Raw genomic sequence first — 15795 nt, 5'->3', positions numbered from 1 at the left:
TCGCGGCCCGTTAACTTTGCCGTGCTTTCGTTTAGTCGTCGTTCATTGAGATTAATTTTCAGTTAACCCTGATGTGATCAATTGGTGCCTATCGTTGCAGGACAAAAGGCACTGACATTTATGACAAATCGTAGTTTTGACAGAGTCGCGGGCCGGGCTGACCTTCGCTTAGGTGCCTATCAACCCGTTGCGCCGATTAACGTCGCGGGCCTGTTACTTGGCCTTTGGCGCGGTAAATGGATCATTATTTTCACGGTGATCTGCGCCGTTATCCTCGCGGGATATTATGCGTTTGCGCGCGCTGTTCCTTCCTATGCAGCGACCACAACGCTTAAACTCGAACTCGCGGATCCGCAGCTTAGTGATCCCGCATTTTCGGAAATCAGCCCGACGCGCCTAAACACCGAAGCGGCCGTTTTGCAGTCCCGGCATATCCTTGAACAGGTTATCGACACGCTGGAACTTGAAAGCGATCCCGAGTTCAATCGCTACCTGTTGCCCGCCACCCCCTTGTCGATCAATGGAATCCGTGATCGTGCCCGCGCGCTGATCTTGGGGCAACCCGCGCCCGAAATTTCACAAAGCGATCTGCGCGACAAGACGATTGAAAACCTGTCAAACATGCTGCGGACGGGACCAGAACACGGCACCTATCTATTGACGGTAACCGCCACGACAACAAGCCCGCTCAAATCCCAAACCATCGCCAACGCGGTCGCCGAAGCATATCTCGCGGATCAGCTGCGCGCCCGTGTTACCGAAACAGATGCCTCTGTCGCACGGTTAACGCAGCGTGTTTCACAATTGCAGCAAGACTTGCAGGCCAAAGAAGCCGCGATCAATGCAATGCTCTCGGCCGGGCAGATGACGGATGAAACCCTGTTTGATCGGCTCAGCCATCAGCTCAACGATGCCAATCAGCGTCTGGACGAAGCCCAGAAATCCCCCGATAATGCCACGCAAATCGCCGCATTACAGGCGCTTCAAGACCGGCTAGGTGCGGAGTTAGCAACACAATCCGAAGGGCTTATCCAACTGCAACAGTTGCGCCGCGAAGCACAAAGTACCCGCGTGCTTTATACAACGCTTTTAGCGCAATTGCAGCAGGTCCAAATTGCCCATGACAGCGACACCCCAACGGCCCGCGTCCTATCTGCGGCCACACCGGGGCGCTATGTGGCGCCGCGCAAGACCTATATCCTCGCGATTGCCGCATTGCTGGGGGCGGCTTTGGGTGCTGCATATGTGCTTTTGCAAAGGCAGCGCCATATCCAAAGCGATACCCTTGCGGGTCAGGCAGATTGGCCTGTTGTCGCGCATCTGCCCGCGACTGCTGCCCCCAAATTCGACGGATCTGCGCTGCACTGCCCAGCGCAAAACGCAGCAAACCAATTGCGCACAGCCGTTCTATCACACAAATCAGCCGCCCCCGCGCAGGTCATTATGGTCACATCCTGCCGGGCCGAAGATGGGCATACCCAGGCCGCAGATGTTCTAGCGCAATCGCTTGCGCGGCTCGAACGATCAGTGCTGCTGATCGCGGCTGAGAGCATGCCGCAATCAAGCCCGTGCAATAACACCCCGACCATCAGGGATATCATTGCATCAGGCGACCCAATCGCAACGCCAGACCATCAAGAAGGGGTCACGCGCATGCGCGCTTCCGCCCCCTCAGAATGCCCGGCGGACCTTTTCAGTAGGCCCGCATTCATACAGTTCTTGAACGCTGCGCGCACCCTCTACGACCATGTCATCATTGTCGCCGCGCCCATTTGTCGGTTTCCCGACGCGGCTATAATCGCCCCGCAAAGCGACGTCGTGGTCATCGCTCTGCAAGACCGCAAAACGCGCACCCGCGATTGGGAATCTGCGCAAACCGCGCTTCGCCAAATTGCCGCGAAACAACAGCCCTTGATTGTGCTCACCAATTGAATTCAGTCAATCGTATAGAGCCGCCCATCAACATGCACACGCGCACCGCCATCGCGGGTCACTGGGCGAATGGTCTGTGACAATGCCCCTGCCTCTCCAAGCGGAATGGTAAACATGATCCCCTTGTCAAACGATCCTTCACCAAATTCTGCAAATGAGACATCCGTCAGGGTCGCAAATGCGCCCAAAGACCAGCCATTTTCAAACCGCCGCGAAAGGGTCAGCGTTCCGCCCCAGTCTTTGGCCAAATAGCGCCCTGCGTCCACCTGCACATGATAACCGCCGCCCGCGTCCCAGTAAAATGATCCGTGTCCGCTCAGCACTTGATAATTGCGCAGCCGAAAATCGCTTTCGTAGCCGCGCTGTTGCAACGCATTCAATTCGACGCCTAAGGCAACCGCGTTACCGGGGGGGTGCCAAAGCGCTTCAGCGGATGCGCCCGCATACATTTCTTCAAGCAAACCGAGCGTCAACCGCGTGGCGACGTTAGGATACGGCTGTTCATACCAAGCAAGCGTTAGGCTATTCAGGTCCAGATCACCCTCACGGCTGTATTTGGCAAAATCGCTACGGACATGTGGCAGCACACTATCGGATTCGCGGGTTATTCTATGCAAATTTCCCGCAATATGTTGGCGCAAATCCCCAGCCGCAGTGACACCCGGTGCAATCCGCCATTCCCCAGTCAGCGCAAGCCCAAAATCAGCACGCAGCGGCGCATCAGGGTCAAACAAGCTGGGCACAATATAGGGTTTGATCTGCCAGTCGAACGGGCCCGCCTGTTGCACCGAAGGCGGGCGTAAAACAGGTGCTGACTTTGGATTGTATCCGTAGCTGGCGCTCAGACCAAATTCGCTGCCGTAGAGATACTGCGCCGATAGCTGAAGATCAGGGCGCGGCCAATAGCTCAGCCCAAGGTTCCATGGGCTTTGATGGTCGAACGCGCTGCCATTTTCAGCCCTATAGCCATCAGATGAGTATTCAAGAATGACCGTCACATCATCATGCGGCTGGTATGTGAGCCCACCAAACACCGCGGTATCACCATGAAACAGCGCAGCGGTGGTAACGGCCCCACCCTCTCCGATTGGGACATCGGGGCGGTCGCCCAGCGCACCCCCAAGCGGATGGGGAAAACCGCCGTGGCTTGCCAGCCGTCCCCAGCCGAGCCCAATCGTGCCGCTGATCTGAGGCGAGAGTGCTTTGGTTCCCACAATATATTCACCCGCATAGATCCCCGTGCCGACAAAATCATTTACCCCAATCGCAACCGCAGGCCGGTGCGTCGTTTCGTCGAACAGCCGGTAGTGCAGGCCAAAGCTGCGGTCAAAAATCTGATCGTAGGAGCGGCCATCTATATCATGCAGGTTCTTCAACTGGGCATACCGTAGGCTGACTGACATCCGATCAGACAGCTGAAATGTCGCGCTGCCCCGCGATTGGCTGGCAAACGTCGCAACGGAAAAAGCCAGCTCTGCATCAGGGGCAGAGCTGGCCACCGGCATGTCGATCAGACCCGGCATACCGTAAGTATTATAGTGTTGCGCCTGTCCGGCGATCGGCCAAATGGCTATCAAAACCCATAAAACAAAATACCGCATAAGCGACCGCTTTCACCAATGGCGATGGCCTCCCCTAGGGCACGCGCAGAACATGCCGGCTGTAAAAGCCCAAGGCATCCCCCGTTCCAAAAGAAAACGAGCCTGCATTTACATAGGTCTTTGCCATCCAATCCAACCCGCCGCTTGCGGTGCTGGCGTCCAGATTAGGCCGCAAAATAGTGTCAAAACCATTAAGCACGTTGCCCGTTACAGCCGTTGACCCGGCTTCAATGCCATAGGAGACTGAATTTAAGCCAAATTCCCCGGTGATCCCAATCCGCGAAACACCCGCGATATCAATATTCGCAGGGTTCACGCCATCGTAGACATGCAGGTCAATGGCCGTGGTCCCGGCTGGTAAAACCTGTTCGAAGACAAGGTTTTGGCTTTCACCATCCCAATGTACAAATGGCGCCATTCCAACATAGGCCCACGCAAAATTTGCTTGGGCACCTGTGCCAATCACTGTGATATCATGGCGGGCCTCGCCAGGCGTGATACGACGAAGCAATTGACATTCACCGATATCGCCGCCTTCGGCCCGCTGCCAAGTCGTGTTTTCAGTGATTGTGACAGTTGTGCCGACTGACAGTCCGTTTGTACCCTGCGCAGGTGTCCATACCGCGCCATCAAGCAAGATGCTCCGCGAGATCAGGCTTTCATTGCCATGCGTTTGCCCACCCAAAATAGTGGTATTTCCAGCAATCGAAAATTCGGCCGCATATTCGCGTTCTGACGCATAATCAATTGCAACGAGCTTTGGATAGCTCGGACGATTATCTGCGCGCCAATCCACCCCCCCATCTGAAGCAATGCCCCCGGAGTGCGAAGGTGCGGTCATGCCGCTGGTCCCCGTCGCGCGCGCCGTATAAAAAACCCCGCCGTGCTGGACTTCATCGCCCATTGTATAGGCCGTTGATGCCACCCAAGAAGGCGGCAAAATGCGCGGGTCGTCTAAGCTGCCTGTGATCCCAACGGCCTCGATCATCAAGTTATTGCCGCCGGGGCTGGCTGCACCACCATTGGAAAGGCTCACCAAATGGCTACCTGTCAAACCGCTGGCGACTTTGACTGCCTGCCTGCGGTCCAAATCGACGGCCGTGTAAGTCGAGAACGCTTTAAACCCCAGCCCTGCGGGATCAACAATTTCATTGACTAAACTTTGCGCGCCGTCAATGTCCACGCGACAATAACCGCCGCCTGTGCGCCCGGTGAAATAGACCCAAAGATCATAGGGCGCAGCACGGTCCACCGTCACCGATGCTGTAGGGGTCAGCGACGATGTGCTGATCGCCCGGTTGCCTGTATAGCTTCCCTGCAAGCCTGAACCAGAGGATTGCAACTGCGACCATGATCCGGTTAGCGCAAGATCGCCAATCGGGTAGATATTGTGCAGCTCTGTCAGTAACGTTTCACGCCATGAATAACGGTTGCCCGCATCGGTTGCGTCCAATCGCATTGCGGCGGCGACACCTACGCCGACCTCGGTCCAGATTGTCAGCCCGCCAGCGGGCGCCTGTGCAAGTGCCACATGCGTCCCCTCTCCGCGTGCAAAGAACCCCGCCAAAGGCTGTGAAGGTGCGGATGCGGTAGAAGCGGGCGAAAGTTCAAGACCGATCACGTCAGTACCACGCGATCAACTGGGCTGTTGTGCCCGTGTCCAGTACCCGCAGGGGCCGGATGCTCAGCACCGCGCCCGCTGTCAGATCATAGCTAACGACCACGCCGTCTTTGTCTTGCAGTACCGCCGTACCGCCCGCGTTGACGAAAATCGCGCGGGGGCGCACTGGCAGGTCAGCCGCATCATCCGGGGAAATTGGGAAATGTGACACCGCAGGCGATGTCAGGTTGACGTAATCAGAATCAAATGGGTCAGACATGGAATGCTCCGGTTAATAAGACCCAACCATGCCTAGACAGGGAACCTTACTAAGCCGTGCGCCCACCGCACGTTGCACGTCGCAACGGTGCTACGCGCCGCGCCGCGCCGCGACCACTGCCAAGGTGCGCCAAGCAATATGCAGATCAAAACCAAAGCTCGCATGATCAAGATAATACAAATCCGCAGCGACACGGCGGCGCATCGCATCGGCATCGTCGATATAGCCCAATTCGGTTTGTGCGTAACCGCTGATCCCGGGCAACACAGCTTGGCGTGCCGCATAGCCAGGGATCACATTTATATAGACCCGCGCATGATCATAACAGTCAGGGCGCGGCCCGATCAGGCTCATCTCAGCGCGCAAAACATTGATGATCTGCGGCAGCTCATCAATGCGGGAAGACCTTAGAAACCGCCCCAAGGGCGTCACGCGATCCGTATCGAGCGGGTCAAAAGCGCCGCGTGTCTGATCCGCCACGCGCATTGTCCGGAACTTAATCATGGTAAAAGGTTTGCAGTCCTGCCCCATGCGTTCTTGCACAAAAAAAAGTGGCCCCGCGTTAAGAAATGGGTTCAGCAATAAAAGGACCCCCGCGCAAACAGCAAGCGGCCCCAATAGCAGCAATGCAACCGTGCGATCGAAAATAAACTTTGTGCGCGGAATAGCGGCTCTATTAGGCCGATCAGCCCTTGCAACAAAGGCTGTGTCATTGTGAAAATCGAACATCGCGGCTCACCATTTACCAAGTGCAGTTTTGCAACCGCTTCGGAGAGTAAACCTGCGGGTTCATAGTTAAGCATTGTTTAATGCCAGCCGAAAAAACTGTGTGTTTTGTATGGGGCGAGGCGAAATACAGGTCTTTTCTGTTAACCACCCCGCATATTGGGCTCTAGAGGGCGCAATCAGTCCTTAACCTGTATGCGTTTAATTCTAATGGTCGCCCCAAGCCATGGAGCCCCAATGCCCAAATTTTTGCATGCCGTTCAATTCATAAAGACCGCGATTGTCGTCTTGGTGATTGGCGGCGGGCCCGTTCTGGCACAAGACCGCGCGGCTTTGATCATCCAAAATGATCGCGGGGGCGCAATTGGGGAACGTCTGCTGGCGGTTGCGCAGGCCAATGCCGACCGCACCCGTATCGAGCTGCGCGGGCGCATTTGCTATTCATCTTGCACGCTTTATCTGGGGGCCGACAATCTTTGCATCAGCGCTGACACCGTGTTTGGGTTTCATGGCCCCAGCCGCCACGGGCGCCCCTTGCCACCAGATGAATTTGAGCATTGGTCACAGGTTATGGCCGCACAATACCGTGTCCCGCTGCGCGGATGGTTTTTGGAAACGGCGCGACACCGGATCACGGGATATTACCGATTGTCCGGTACCCAGCTGATCAACATGGGCTACGCCCCCTGCTAATGCGTATGCGGTGTGGTATTCCCCGCCACCACCATAGAGGCAACAAGGCTCAGCACCGGGCCAAACCCACCCAGCGCAGGCACGAAAGCGGTCGCATCTTCATTGCACGTCACCACAATCCGGCCCTGCGCATCATAGGCGGCATTTGCAACGCCATAAGGCGTACAGGCCGCCTGTACCTGCGGAATTGCGATCAGGTCATCGCGCGTATCCGCAATGCCTGCCCCAGCATAAAAGGTCACACAGCATGCCCCCAAAACGAATAAAATTCTCATCAATTTTCCCCTTAATTACGGTCAGTTAGACCACCACACCGGGAAAAAGTTCTATTGCATGAGCCTTTAATATTTCATGAAACGGGGACGGTCAGTTGAAAAGAGGCAAGCACCGCGTCGTGATCTGACAACGGCCGACCATTTGTATCAACGCTTTGTAGGATATGCGCGTCATAACCGGTGAGACCTCGGCAACAGAACCAATCAAGCTTCATCGTTCGTTCGGGGTGCGGGGTGATCAGACTAGGGCGGGTCGTGAACCCGTCAGCGTTTGCATCCCAATGGTAACCACGCGCCCGCGCTGTCGCGAACAGGGTTTCTGCGCGCCAATCAAAATCAGGCGGCATGTGATTGCCCGTGTTCAGATCCCCGCCGATCACCACAGCAAGCCCTGGTGCAAAATCATCAATCGCATCCAAAAGCCGGACCATCTGCATATCACGGTGCGCCGGCCCCGCATTGCTTTCCAGATGGGTCGAGACAAAACAAACATCTTGGCCGTCAACTTTGATCACAGCAGCGATCGCCATCCGCCCGCCAAGCCGCGGTTGCCCCGGATCAGCTGCGTTTGCATCCGGGGCAAACCAATGCCCGTGATCGTCAAGCCGGATCAATTTCAAACGCTCAAACGGTGCCGATGACATAATGCCATTGCCGTGCCAGCCATCGGCGTTGAAATCATCCGCGCAATAGGCGCGTTCCGTGGCACCGCCAAGATCAAGCTCGTGAAATTCGACCCCGTAAGCATAGCCCATGCCCAAATGCGCAGCCATATCAGCCATCGTATTGCGCTGCGAAGTGCGCGCCATGCCTTTGTCGGCCTCTGAAATCAGAATGACTTGGGGCGCGTATGGACGCAGGTGATCTGCGGTTGGCACCGGGAACAGACAGCGTTCAACGTTCCATGCAGCGACCGTCACTGGGCCGGTGATCTGGTCGGCGGCCTGTCCCCCAACTTCGATCTGGTTCATCGCGGGGATCGCGGCCATCAAGGCGCGGTGCGCTTCGGGCGTGGTGGGCGCACTTAGAATTTGCGCGCGTTCTTCAGCCGTGACGCGGGTGAGTTTGGGCAGCGTTTTTGTCATAGGCGCTGCCCGGTCTGCGCGTCAAACAGGTGTAAAGCATCAGGCGCAAAATCAAGCATCAGATCATCCGCCAAAGCGGCATCATCATTGGGCGCATTGACTACAAAATCTTGCCCCGCAACTGTTCCATGCAAAAGGCGGCTCGCGCCAAGTTCTTCAACTAAAGTCAGCTTAAAGGGGATTGTTCCCCCTTGTGTGACGGCGACCTGTTCGGGGCGAATGCCCACAGTGACATCCCCATCAGCGCAAGATAGCCCAAGAGCGACACCGCCGATTTGCACCTGCCCGCCGACCGATTGCGCCGAAAGCAAGTTCATCGGCGGCGCGCCCATAAACGATGCCACAAAGGTCGACGCCGGTTTGCGGTAAATTTCCGACGGCGTGCCGATCTGCTCAATCCTGCCTGCATTCAACACAAAAATGCGGTCTGCCATTGTCATAGCTTCGACCTGATCATGGGTCACATACATGGCCGTCACGTTCAAACGCCGTTGCAAGTTCCGAATTTCCACACGCATTTGGTGACGCAGCTTGGCGTCCAAATTTGACAAAGGTTCGTCAAACAAAAACAAGGCCGGATCGCGCACAATCGCCCGGCCCATGGCCACGCGCTGGCGTTGCCCACCGGACAGCTGGCTTGGGCGCCGGTCAAGCAAAGCCGTCAGGCTTAGCATTTCGGCGGCTTCGTCTACCTTGGCGACAATCTGTTCCTTGCTCGCGCCACGGTTTTTCAACCCGTAGGCCATGTTTTTGGCCACGCTCATATGCGGGTAAAGCGCATAGTTTTGGAACACCATTGCGATGTCGCGCTCGGCGGGATCAAGGTTATTCACCAAGCGCGCTCCAATGTGCAGGTCGCCCGTTGTGATGTCTTCAAGCCCTGCCACCATGCGCAACAAGGTGGATTTGCCACAGCCCGACGGGCCAACAAGAACGATCAATTCGCCATCGGCGATGTCAAAGCTGGCAGGATGCACAGCCTGGGCCCCATTGGGGTATGTTTTCGAAATATCGGTAACGCTTACGGTTGCCATCTTGGTCTTCCTACTTCTCGGATTCGACGAGGCCCTTAACGAACCAGCTCTGGAAAAATATCACGATCAAGACGGGCGGTAACATTGCGATAATCGCAAGCGCCCAGGCTTGACCGTACTCGGGGATCGTATTGCCCTCATAGACGGATTGGGTGATCTGCTTGATCCCACGCACCAATGTGAACAGGCTTTCATCTGTCGTGATCAGGGTTGGCCACAGATATTGGTTCCAGCCGTAGACGAACATGATGATAAAGATCGCGGCAATCATCGTGCGCGACAGCGGGACAAGAATATCAATGAAAAACTTGCCCGGCCCAGCACCATCTATGCGCGCCGCTTCGACCAGTTCTTCGGGCACGGATAAAAAGAACTGCCGAAAGAAGAACGTACCCGTGGCCGACGCCAATAGTGGCACGATCAGACCCGCATAGGTATTGGCCATACCAAGCCCAGTGACCACCTCGTAAGAGGGCAGGATGCGCACCTCGAGCGGCAGCAAGATTGTCGTGAAGATGATCCAAAATGCAAAGGTCGCAAACCGGAGACGGAAATAGACGATCGCATAGGCGGCGGCCATCGACAGCACGATCTTACCAATAGCGAACCCGATCCCAAGGATCAGCGAGTTGATCAACATTTTGGTGCCGTCGATCTGTTCGGTAAACCCACCTTTTTCAAACATGGCCGTGTAAAAGTTTACGCCCATCTGGTCACCAAAACCAAATTTCAGCCCTTCGCGCGACAAGGTGATATTGTCGTGACTGGTGGTCGTTAACGCCAGATAGACTGGAAACAACATCACCAATGCACCGATCACCAAGATCGCGTGATCTACGACTGTGCTCAGGCGGAGAGGCTTTTTGTTGTGTGAGATTTTTGTCATGTCAGCCCCTCAGGTATAGTGAATGCGGCGTTCAAGCATGCGGAACTGCATCACCGTGAGCGCCAAAACAAGGACCATCAAGACAACCGATTGCGCAGATGACCCGCCCAAATCGCTGCCACGGAACCCATCAGTATAGACCTTGTAAACAAGGGTAATCGGGTTGGACGCGGGGTTGCCCTTCACCATGATATCAATCACGCCAAAGGTGTCGAACAACGCGTAGGTGATATTGATGATCAGCAAGAAAAACGCGGTCGGAGCCAACAGCGGAAAGGTGATATCCCAAAACCGTCGCGTGCCTGATTTATTGTCAATCAGCGCAGCTTCACGCACGGCCACCGGGATCGACTGAAGCCCCGAGAGCAAAAAGATAAAGTTCACCGGGATTTGTTTCCAAACAGAGACGACAATCATCGCGAATGCGGTGTCGTTATAGTTCAGCCCGATTTGCAGATTATAGCCGAAAAAGGCGAAAAGATCCGTGATCGGTCCGATGTTTTGATCAAACAAAAGCGCGCCCAAGAAACCAGCAACGGGCGGTGCGATCGCATAGACCCACATCAACAAGGTGCGATAGGTTTTCGCGCCGCGAACGACTTTGTCAGCTTTTACCGCCAGCAAAAGCGCGGTTCCAAGCGACAAGACCGTGACGATTACGGTGAAAAATACCGTGAAACCCGCGACTTTGGCGTATTCCGACGATGTCGCCAGCCGTGTATAGTTGTTTGCCCCAACGAAATTGGACCCAAAACCAAATGGGTCTTGCAAGAAAAACGATGAATAGATCGCTTCCCATGCGGGCCAATAGAAGAAAACAGCGATGATAACCAGTTGCGGCAACAACAGTGCCACTGGCATCAAAGGCTGCGAGAACGCCGCACGTTTCATGTCGAATTCCTGATATGCGAGAATGCAAATAGCGGCCGCATTGCTGCGACCGCCGATGGTGATGAAGAGCGCTTAGTTTTGCGTTTGTGCAAAACGTGCCAGCAGCTCGTCGGATTCTTCTTTGATGGCTGCGAACGCATCCTCAAGCGATGTGTCGCCAGTCAGGTAGCGTGTGTATTCGCGGTTCATCACGTCACGTACCTGCACATAGAAACCCATGCGGTAACCGCGTGTCCATTCGCCAGCAGGCAATGACAATTGCTGAATGCCAACTTCGGCTGCGGGGAAACGGTCGTAGTGACCATCTTCTTTTGCAACGTCGTAAGCCGCTTCAGTGATCGGCACATAACCGGTCTCTTTGTGCCACATGTATTGCGTTTCTGGTGACGTCAGGAAGCGGAAGAATTCAGCAGTTGCTTTGTTTTCTTCTTCAGGCTGACCAGACATCGCGAACAGGGCTGCGCCACCAATAAAGGTTTGTGTTGGCTCTGTTGTGATAGATTCCCAATATGGCAGGTAAGTTGCTGAGAATTCAAATTCAGCTGTCTGTTGCAGACCACCAAATGATCCTGAAGACCCAAGCCACATGCCAACTTCGCCTTGCTGGAATGGCGTCGCGTTGTCGTCCCAGCTTGCGCCGTAGAAACCTGCATAGCCGTTATCGATCCACCCTTTGAAGGCTTCAAAATGGTCGCGAATTTCTGGCGCATCCATGTTGATTGTCACGTCAGCTGAATCGTACCCATTGTTTGCAGAGGCAAACGGCAGGTTGTGACGTGAAAAGAAGTTCTCTGTAAAGATCCATGGCATGTGTGACTGTGAGAGCGGTACATAGCCAGCCTCGAGCAGCGCAGGGGCTGTCACGTCTTGGAATTCTTCCCAAGTGATAGGTGCGGTTACGCCAGCAGCTTCGAGCGCGTCAACGTTGAAATACATGATGGGCGAAGACGAGTTGAACGGCATGCCGATCATTTTGCCATCGCTGTCCGCATAGAAGTAACGCACGCCAGAAATGTAGTCTTCGATGTCGAATGCGATGCCATTATCAACCAGCAAATCTTGGACTGGGATCGTCGCGCCTTTTGCGCCAATCACAGTGGCTGCGCCCGCATCAAACACCTGCAAGATGTTCGGCTGTTCGCCCGCGCGGAATGCGGCGATGCCAGCGGTCAGAGTTTCTTCATAGCTGCCCTTGAAGACAGGTGTGATGACGTAGTCGCTTTGGCTCGCGTTAAACTCTGTCGCGATCTTGTTCACGGTTTCGCCTAGGCTGCCGCCCATAGCGTGCCACCATTCGATTTCAGTTTGGGCCGCGACCGGACCTGCAAGCGCAGCGGTCATCGCTCCAGCGATAATTACGGATGTCGTTTTCATACTTTGCTTCCCTATTTTTAAAGGGCGCAGTAGCCCCTTATCAGCAGGGGTCAGGTATGGGACCTGACACACAGTTTTGTGCCAGTTCTATGAACTATTTGTAAATAAAAACAAAATCCTATCGTGTGCGTCAAAGCCGACGGTGAAGTCATGATGGCCGACGCGGCGCTAGTGGCGCTTGCCCCGCGGCACCCAATCCAGAACACCGCGCGTTGCACTGCCTTCTTGGGCGACAGCCTTTAGTGTTTGCGCCTCTACTTCTTGCACACGTATAGCCTCTTGTGCGGCCTCTTGTGCGATGCGCGCTTCTTCGGCCAAACGCGCCTCTTCCGCCAAGCGGGCGGCCTCTGCGGCGGCACGTGCCTCTTCTTGGCGCCGGCGTTCATCAGATTCGCGGCTTTCGCGATTGAACTCTTCGATCCACTCAGGGCGCGAAACTTTTTTCACCGGCGTTACGCCAGTCAGCACGGTCTTTTCGCGGCTCTTTTTAGGCGCGCTATAAACGTGCTTATTGGTTTCCGCGATCAGTTCGGTCAGTGTTTTGCTCAGACTGCGCGCTTCGGGAATTTTGACGAATTTGACTTTACTGTCGTCGCGTTCGATCAGCTTGAGCCATTCCGACGCTGATTGCACGCGATCTCTTGGCGCGACCTGCATGGCTTTATCGATGGCCTCAAGAAAGGCCCGATCGTATTGGGGGAACCGCCCGACAAGTGGAACGCACGGATCGGGATCATTATTGGTCAACGCGGCGACACGGGTCTGGCTATTTGGCGGGGATTCACCAGAAATCAGATGATACATCGTGGCACCCAGCGCATATAGATCGCTGGACGGCCCTTGCTTGCCACCAGCAATGTAAAACTCATGCGGTGAATACCCATCCTTAACCACGAGCATTGTCGACGCTTTCGTCGGCGCCTTGCTCGCATCTTCGCGGGCAGCACCAAAATCGATCAAGGTCGGGCTGCCCCATTTATCAAGCAAGATATTATCTGGGGAAATATCGCGGTGCAGCAGGTCGTTCTTATGCACGAGGTCCATTGCATCAAGCATCTTCACCACAATTTCGCGCACTTGATCGGGGCTCAGCAGGGCGCTGTCATCGTCGTCATCAATGATATCCATCAAGTCGCGCCCATGGATCAGGTCAAGCACCATATAGGCGGTTTCATTTTCCTCGAAGACTTGGTGCACGCTGACAATATTGGGATGACGTAGCTTTGCGATGCTGCGCGCCTCGCGCATGAACATTTTAACGCTCTTATGATAATGCTCCGCAAAACGAGGAGAATTCACACGCACTTGGTTCCCAAAACGGAAACTCACCGCGTCTGGAAAGCATTCTTTTATGACGACGCCGCGTTCCAGATAGATATCGCGGACCAAATAGGTAATGCCGAACCCGCCACTACCAATCTGCCGGTCGATCTTGAACTTGCCTCCAAGCAAATCTGACCCGACAGGCAAAGCTTGCCCCTGGTCTTCATAGACCTCTGCAGAATCGATGATGCGGGTTTCTTCCATAGGACGTCCTAGGTTTCAGCTGGTAAAGAGAAACAAGGTACTAAATCATGGAACTTGGGTTCATTGGAACCGATTTTACAACAATGTCAAGGCACTCACGCCGGATAAACGGTACGACCAATAGTAACTATGGCCCCTATTTTTCAACGTCACGCCGCCATTTCGCTGCAAATCCCTGTCCGAACAAAGCCCTAGCCAAAAGAAAAAGGTCAGCAATTAAGGCATTCCGCCGCCTCCGGCTACCGTGACGTCATCTTTGATGGACATCAAAATTCTTGCACATATCAATAGGGCAAAATATTTAATGTTTTCTAAACATCCGAGCGATCACAGAGGGCTACTCTTGGGCTAGAAGCCCTATTATTACATTCTCTGCGAGAGAATCAGCGCGGTTTCGTAGCAAGAATTGGCGAGCCGTGGAGGACTCGAACCCCCGACCTGAGAATTAGAAGTTCCCTGCTCTAATCCAGCTGAGCTAACGGCCCGCACCTAAGAGCGTTGTATCGGTCAATTCCCCTTGCTTTGTCAACGTGCTAACGGCAAGGATATCGGCCAATAACCGGCCCCGGTGACGACTGCTATTTTGCTTCGTTTACCGCGATTTGCGCCATTGCCATAATCGCATCGCGCGACGACGCGACCGCAATAAAGCGGCCGTTATGGCAAAACTTTGCGCCCGGAACGCCGCTCGCATCCTCAAGCGCCTTATCCGTCAACCCCGCCCATGCTGCAGGCAGATCGGCGCGTTGGTCAAACGTGTCGTTCGACAGCTTGATCCCGCCAAGCGTCCAATCATCACCGCGCGGCGTCACCACAAACAACATATGGTCTGCCCCGGCAGCATCCAGTGCTGACCGGTAAGGCATACCCATTGGCAATTCCAATATCGGCGATGTGCCCGCTTTTGCGATCGCGTCCTGCACAAGCGCGCGTGCGCGCGCCTTCGCTGCAAGGTTACGTATTGTGGCCTCAACAAATGCCCCGGCGATGGGCATTGCTGCATGAAATGCGTCATCGTCAGCCGTTGGCGATGGGTCGTCAAAGACAGGTTTTAGGCTTCCCAGCAATGACGGCAGCGTCAGTATCGATAAAGGCCCTGCGACAGATGGTTCCATCGCACCGTTATCCAGCAGATCAATTGGCAACACAAATTTGCTATCAAATGCGGCATGGACTTCGGCGATATCATCCACCGGCACATCAAGTCTTGCCAGATAATCCTGCCCATAATGCGCCCAAATCAGACCAAAAGAACTATAGGGCTGGTCATCTTCGCGCAGGGGGTTGGGCCGTTGGTGGTGGTCAAAAATTTGACGGTCAGGGTCATAATTGCCACCGACGTCGTAGATGATTTTGTTGGTGGCAGGCGTCAGCGTCTGCTTGTCCCGGCTACGCACTATCTGCGCGTCGGGAAACAAGCGGGATAGAATGACCGACGACAGTAGTTCATCCGCGTGAAAACCACCGGAATGGGTGACAAGTTGCGTAATCGTCATGCGAGATGGCTCCGGAGCGTCAGAAATCTATGATGCAGAGGCTATAGAACGCGCGGGGCGCATTCGCGACACCTAATGTGTCCAAGCACCGCGACGGTTCGTCGCGAAATTCTCGGCGTAGCCGCTTGGGCGGATATTCATTTTGCGCGGCTTGGGGTCCTGTACGACAGCATCAATCCCATGCTCTTGTGCATAGGCAAGCGCGGCTTCTTTCGTATCAAATGTCAGACGCACTTGTGCTTGTGTATCAGACGATGACGTCCAACCCATCAACGGGTCGACCTCGCGTGCGCTCTCGGCGACATGCTCTAGAACCCATGACTTAGTCTTTGCAGTGCCGGAAGACATAGCCGTTTTGGCTGGTCGAAAAATACGTGCGCGCATTGTGAAACTCC

15 protein-coding genes and 1 tRNA gene are annotated in these 15795 nt (G+C 54.8%); 2 read left to right on the top strand and 14 right to left on the bottom strand.

Going from position 1 to position 15795, the window contains the following annotated elements; all coding sequences use genetic code 11:
• Positions 1 to 120 precede the first annotated feature (120 nt).
• Positions 121 to 1932: a Wzz/FepE/Etk N-terminal domain-containing protein gene (locus Yoon_RS04640; RefSeq protein ID WP_238110573.1), complete on the top strand. Its 1812-nt coding sequence runs from the start codon at positions 121 to 123 to the stop codon at positions 1930 to 1932.
• Between the two features lie 2 nt (positions 1933 to 1934).
• Here Yoon_RS04640 and Yoon_RS04635 read toward each other — a convergent pair whose 3' ends face one another.
• From Yoon_RS04635 to Yoon_RS04620, 4 genes are all read right to left on the bottom strand, one after another.
• Positions 1935 to 3533 (bottom strand): YjbH domain-containing protein, encoded by a 1599-nt coding sequence (locus Yoon_RS04635; protein ID WP_238110569.1) that lies wholly within the window; start codon positions 3531 to 3533, stop codon positions 1935 to 1937.
• Positions 3534 to 3567: 34 nt separating this feature from the next.
• On the bottom strand, positions 3568 to 5154 hold the full coding sequence (locus Yoon_RS04630) for a hypothetical protein (protein WP_238110567.1): 1587 nt from the start codon (positions 5152 to 5154) through the stop codon (positions 3568 to 3570).
• A 1-nt stretch (position 5155) separates the two neighbouring features.
• Complete coding sequence (locus tag Yoon_RS04625) at positions 5156 to 5413, bottom strand: hypothetical protein (RefSeq protein WP_238110566.1); 258 nt, start codon at positions 5411 to 5413, stop codon at positions 5156 to 5158.
• Between the two features lie 90 nt (positions 5414 to 5503).
• Positions 5504 to 6142, bottom strand: coding sequence for a sugar transferase (locus Yoon_RS04620; protein ID WP_238110564.1), 639 nt, complete (start codon positions 6140 to 6142; stop codon positions 5504 to 5506).
• A 234-nt stretch (positions 6143 to 6376) separates the two neighbouring features.
• On the opposite strand from Yoon_RS04620, the gene Yoon_RS04615 reads away from it, so the two are divergent.
• On the top strand, positions 6377 to 6832 hold the full coding sequence (locus tag Yoon_RS04615; RefSeq protein ID WP_238110562.1) for a hypothetical protein: 456 nt from the start codon (positions 6377 to 6379) through the stop codon (positions 6830 to 6832).
• On the opposite strand, the gene Yoon_RS04610 is transcribed toward Yoon_RS04615, so the two are convergent.
• The 10 genes from Yoon_RS04610 to Yoon_RS04565 all read right to left on the bottom strand — a co-directional run bounded on the left by Yoon_RS04610 (position 6829) and on the right by Yoon_RS04565 (position 15784).
• Entirely contained in the window at positions 6829 to 7107 is a 279-nt protein-coding gene (locus Yoon_RS04610; protein WP_238110560.1) for a hypothetical protein, read from the bottom strand. The genes Yoon_RS04615 and Yoon_RS04610 overlap by 4 nt on opposite strands.
• A gap of 74 nt (positions 7108 to 7181) precedes the next feature.
• Positions 7182 to 8192: an endonuclease/exonuclease/phosphatase family protein gene (locus tag Yoon_RS04605; protein WP_238110559.1), complete on the bottom strand. Its 1011-nt coding sequence runs from the start codon at positions 8190 to 8192 to the stop codon at positions 7182 to 7184.
• On the bottom strand, positions 8189 to 9226 hold the full coding sequence (ugpC, locus tag Yoon_RS04600; RefSeq protein WP_238110557.1) for a sn-glycerol-3-phosphate ABC transporter ATP-binding protein UgpC: 1038 nt from the start codon (positions 9224 to 9226) through the stop codon (positions 8189 to 8191). The genes Yoon_RS04605 and ugpC overlap by 4 nt, the downstream gene beginning before the upstream one ends.
• A gap of 10 nt (positions 9227 to 9236) precedes the next feature.
• On the bottom strand, positions 9237 to 10112 hold the full coding sequence (gene ugpE / locus Yoon_RS04595; protein WP_238110555.1) for a sn-glycerol-3-phosphate ABC transporter permease UgpE: 876 nt from the start codon (positions 10110 to 10112) through the stop codon (positions 9237 to 9239).
• 9 nt (positions 10113 to 10121) lie between these two features.
• Complete coding sequence (locus Yoon_RS04590; protein ID WP_238110553.1) at positions 10122 to 11003, bottom strand: ABC transporter permease subunit; 882 nt, start codon at positions 11001 to 11003, stop codon at positions 10122 to 10124.
• A 72-nt stretch (positions 11004 to 11075) separates the two neighbouring features.
• Positions 11076 to 12344 carry an extracellular solute-binding protein gene (locus tag Yoon_RS04585; protein ID WP_238110974.1) on the bottom strand — a complete coding sequence of 423 codons (1269 nt, stop codon included), beginning with the start codon at positions 12342 to 12344 and terminating at the stop codon, positions 11076 to 11078.
• Positions 12345 to 12545: 201 nt separating this feature from the next.
• On the bottom strand, positions 12546 to 13904 hold the full coding sequence (locus tag Yoon_RS04580; RefSeq protein ID WP_238110551.1) for a serine/threonine-protein kinase: 1359 nt from the start codon (positions 13902 to 13904) through the stop codon (positions 12546 to 12548).
• Positions 13905 to 14311: 407 nt separating this feature from the next.
• Positions 14312 to 14389 (bottom strand) — tRNA-Arg (locus Yoon_RS04575).
• Between the two features lie 93 nt (positions 14390 to 14482).
• Positions 14483 to 15400, bottom strand: a complete 918-nt coding sequence (locus tag Yoon_RS04570; protein ID WP_238110549.1) for an MYG1 family protein — start codon at positions 15398 to 15400, stop codon at positions 14483 to 14485.
• Between the two features lie 72 nt (positions 15401 to 15472).
• Positions 15473 to 15784: an ETC complex I subunit gene (locus tag Yoon_RS04565; protein ID WP_238110547.1), complete on the bottom strand. Its 312-nt coding sequence runs from the start codon at positions 15782 to 15784 to the stop codon at positions 15473 to 15475.
• Positions 15785 to 15795 lie beyond the last annotated feature (11 nt).

The sequence above is a fragment of the Yoonia sp. I 8.24 genome (genome assembly GCF_022096995.1).
Classification (GTDB): domain Bacteria; phylum Pseudomonadota; class Alphaproteobacteria; order Rhodobacterales; family Rhodobacteraceae; genus Yoonia.
This window is presented reverse-complemented; position numbering and strand designations above follow the sequence as displayed.

What these genes read in the sequence shown, in the direction of transcription:
- Yoon_RS04620 (WP_238110564.1), bottom strand. Translation starts at nt 6,142, where the DNA reads ATGTTCGATTTTCACAATGACACAGCCTTTGTTGCAAGGGCTGATCGG.
- Yoon_RS04605 (WP_238110559.1), bottom strand. Translation starts at nt 8,192, where the DNA reads ATGACAAAAACGCTGCCCAAACTCACCCGCGTCACGGCTGAAGAACGC.
- Yoon_RS04565 (WP_238110547.1), bottom strand. Translation starts at nt 15,784, where the DNA reads ATGCGCGCACGTATTTTTCGACCAGCCAAAACGGCTATGTCTTCCGGC.
- Yoon_RS04615 (WP_238110562.1), top strand. Translation starts at nt 6,377, where the DNA reads ATGCCCAAATTTTTGCATGCCGTTCAATTCATAAAGACCGCGATTGTC.
- Yoon_RS04635 (WP_238110569.1), bottom strand. Translation starts at nt 3,533, where the DNA reads ATGCGGTATTTTGTTTTATGGGTTTTGATAGCCATTTGGCCGATCGCC.
- Yoon_RS04610 (WP_238110560.1), bottom strand. Translation starts at nt 7,107, where the DNA reads ATGAGAATTTTATTCGTTTTGGGGGCATGCTGTGTGACCTTTTATGCT.
- ugpC (WP_238110557.1), bottom strand. Translation starts at nt 9,226, where the DNA reads ATGGCAACCGTAAGCGTTACCGATATTTCGAAAACATACCCCAATGGG.
- Yoon_RS04625 (WP_238110566.1), bottom strand. Translation starts at nt 5,413, where the DNA reads ATGTCTGACCCATTTGATTCTGATTACGTCAACCTGACATCGCCTGCG.
- ugpE (WP_238110555.1), bottom strand. Translation starts at nt 10,112, where the DNA reads ATGACAAAAATCTCACACAACAAAAAGCCTCTCCGCCTGAGCACAGTC.
- Yoon_RS04580 (WP_238110551.1), bottom strand. Translation starts at nt 13,904, where the DNA reads ATGGAAGAAACCCGCATCATCGATTCTGCAGAGGTCTATGAAGACCAG.
- Yoon_RS04570 (WP_238110549.1), bottom strand. Translation starts at nt 15,400, where the DNA reads ATGACGATTACGCAACTTGTCACCCATTCCGGTGGTTTTCACGCGGAT.
- Yoon_RS04590 (WP_238110553.1), bottom strand. Translation starts at nt 11,003, where the DNA reads ATGAAACGTGCGGCGTTCTCGCAGCCTTTGATGCCAGTGGCACTGTTG.
- Yoon_RS04585 (WP_238110974.1), bottom strand. Translation starts at nt 12,344, where the DNA reads ATGACCGCTGCGCTTGCAGGTCCGGTCGCGGCCCAAACTGAAATCGAA.
- Yoon_RS04640 (WP_238110573.1), top strand. Translation starts at nt 121, where the DNA reads ATGACAAATCGTAGTTTTGACAGAGTCGCGGGCCGGGCTGACCTTCGC.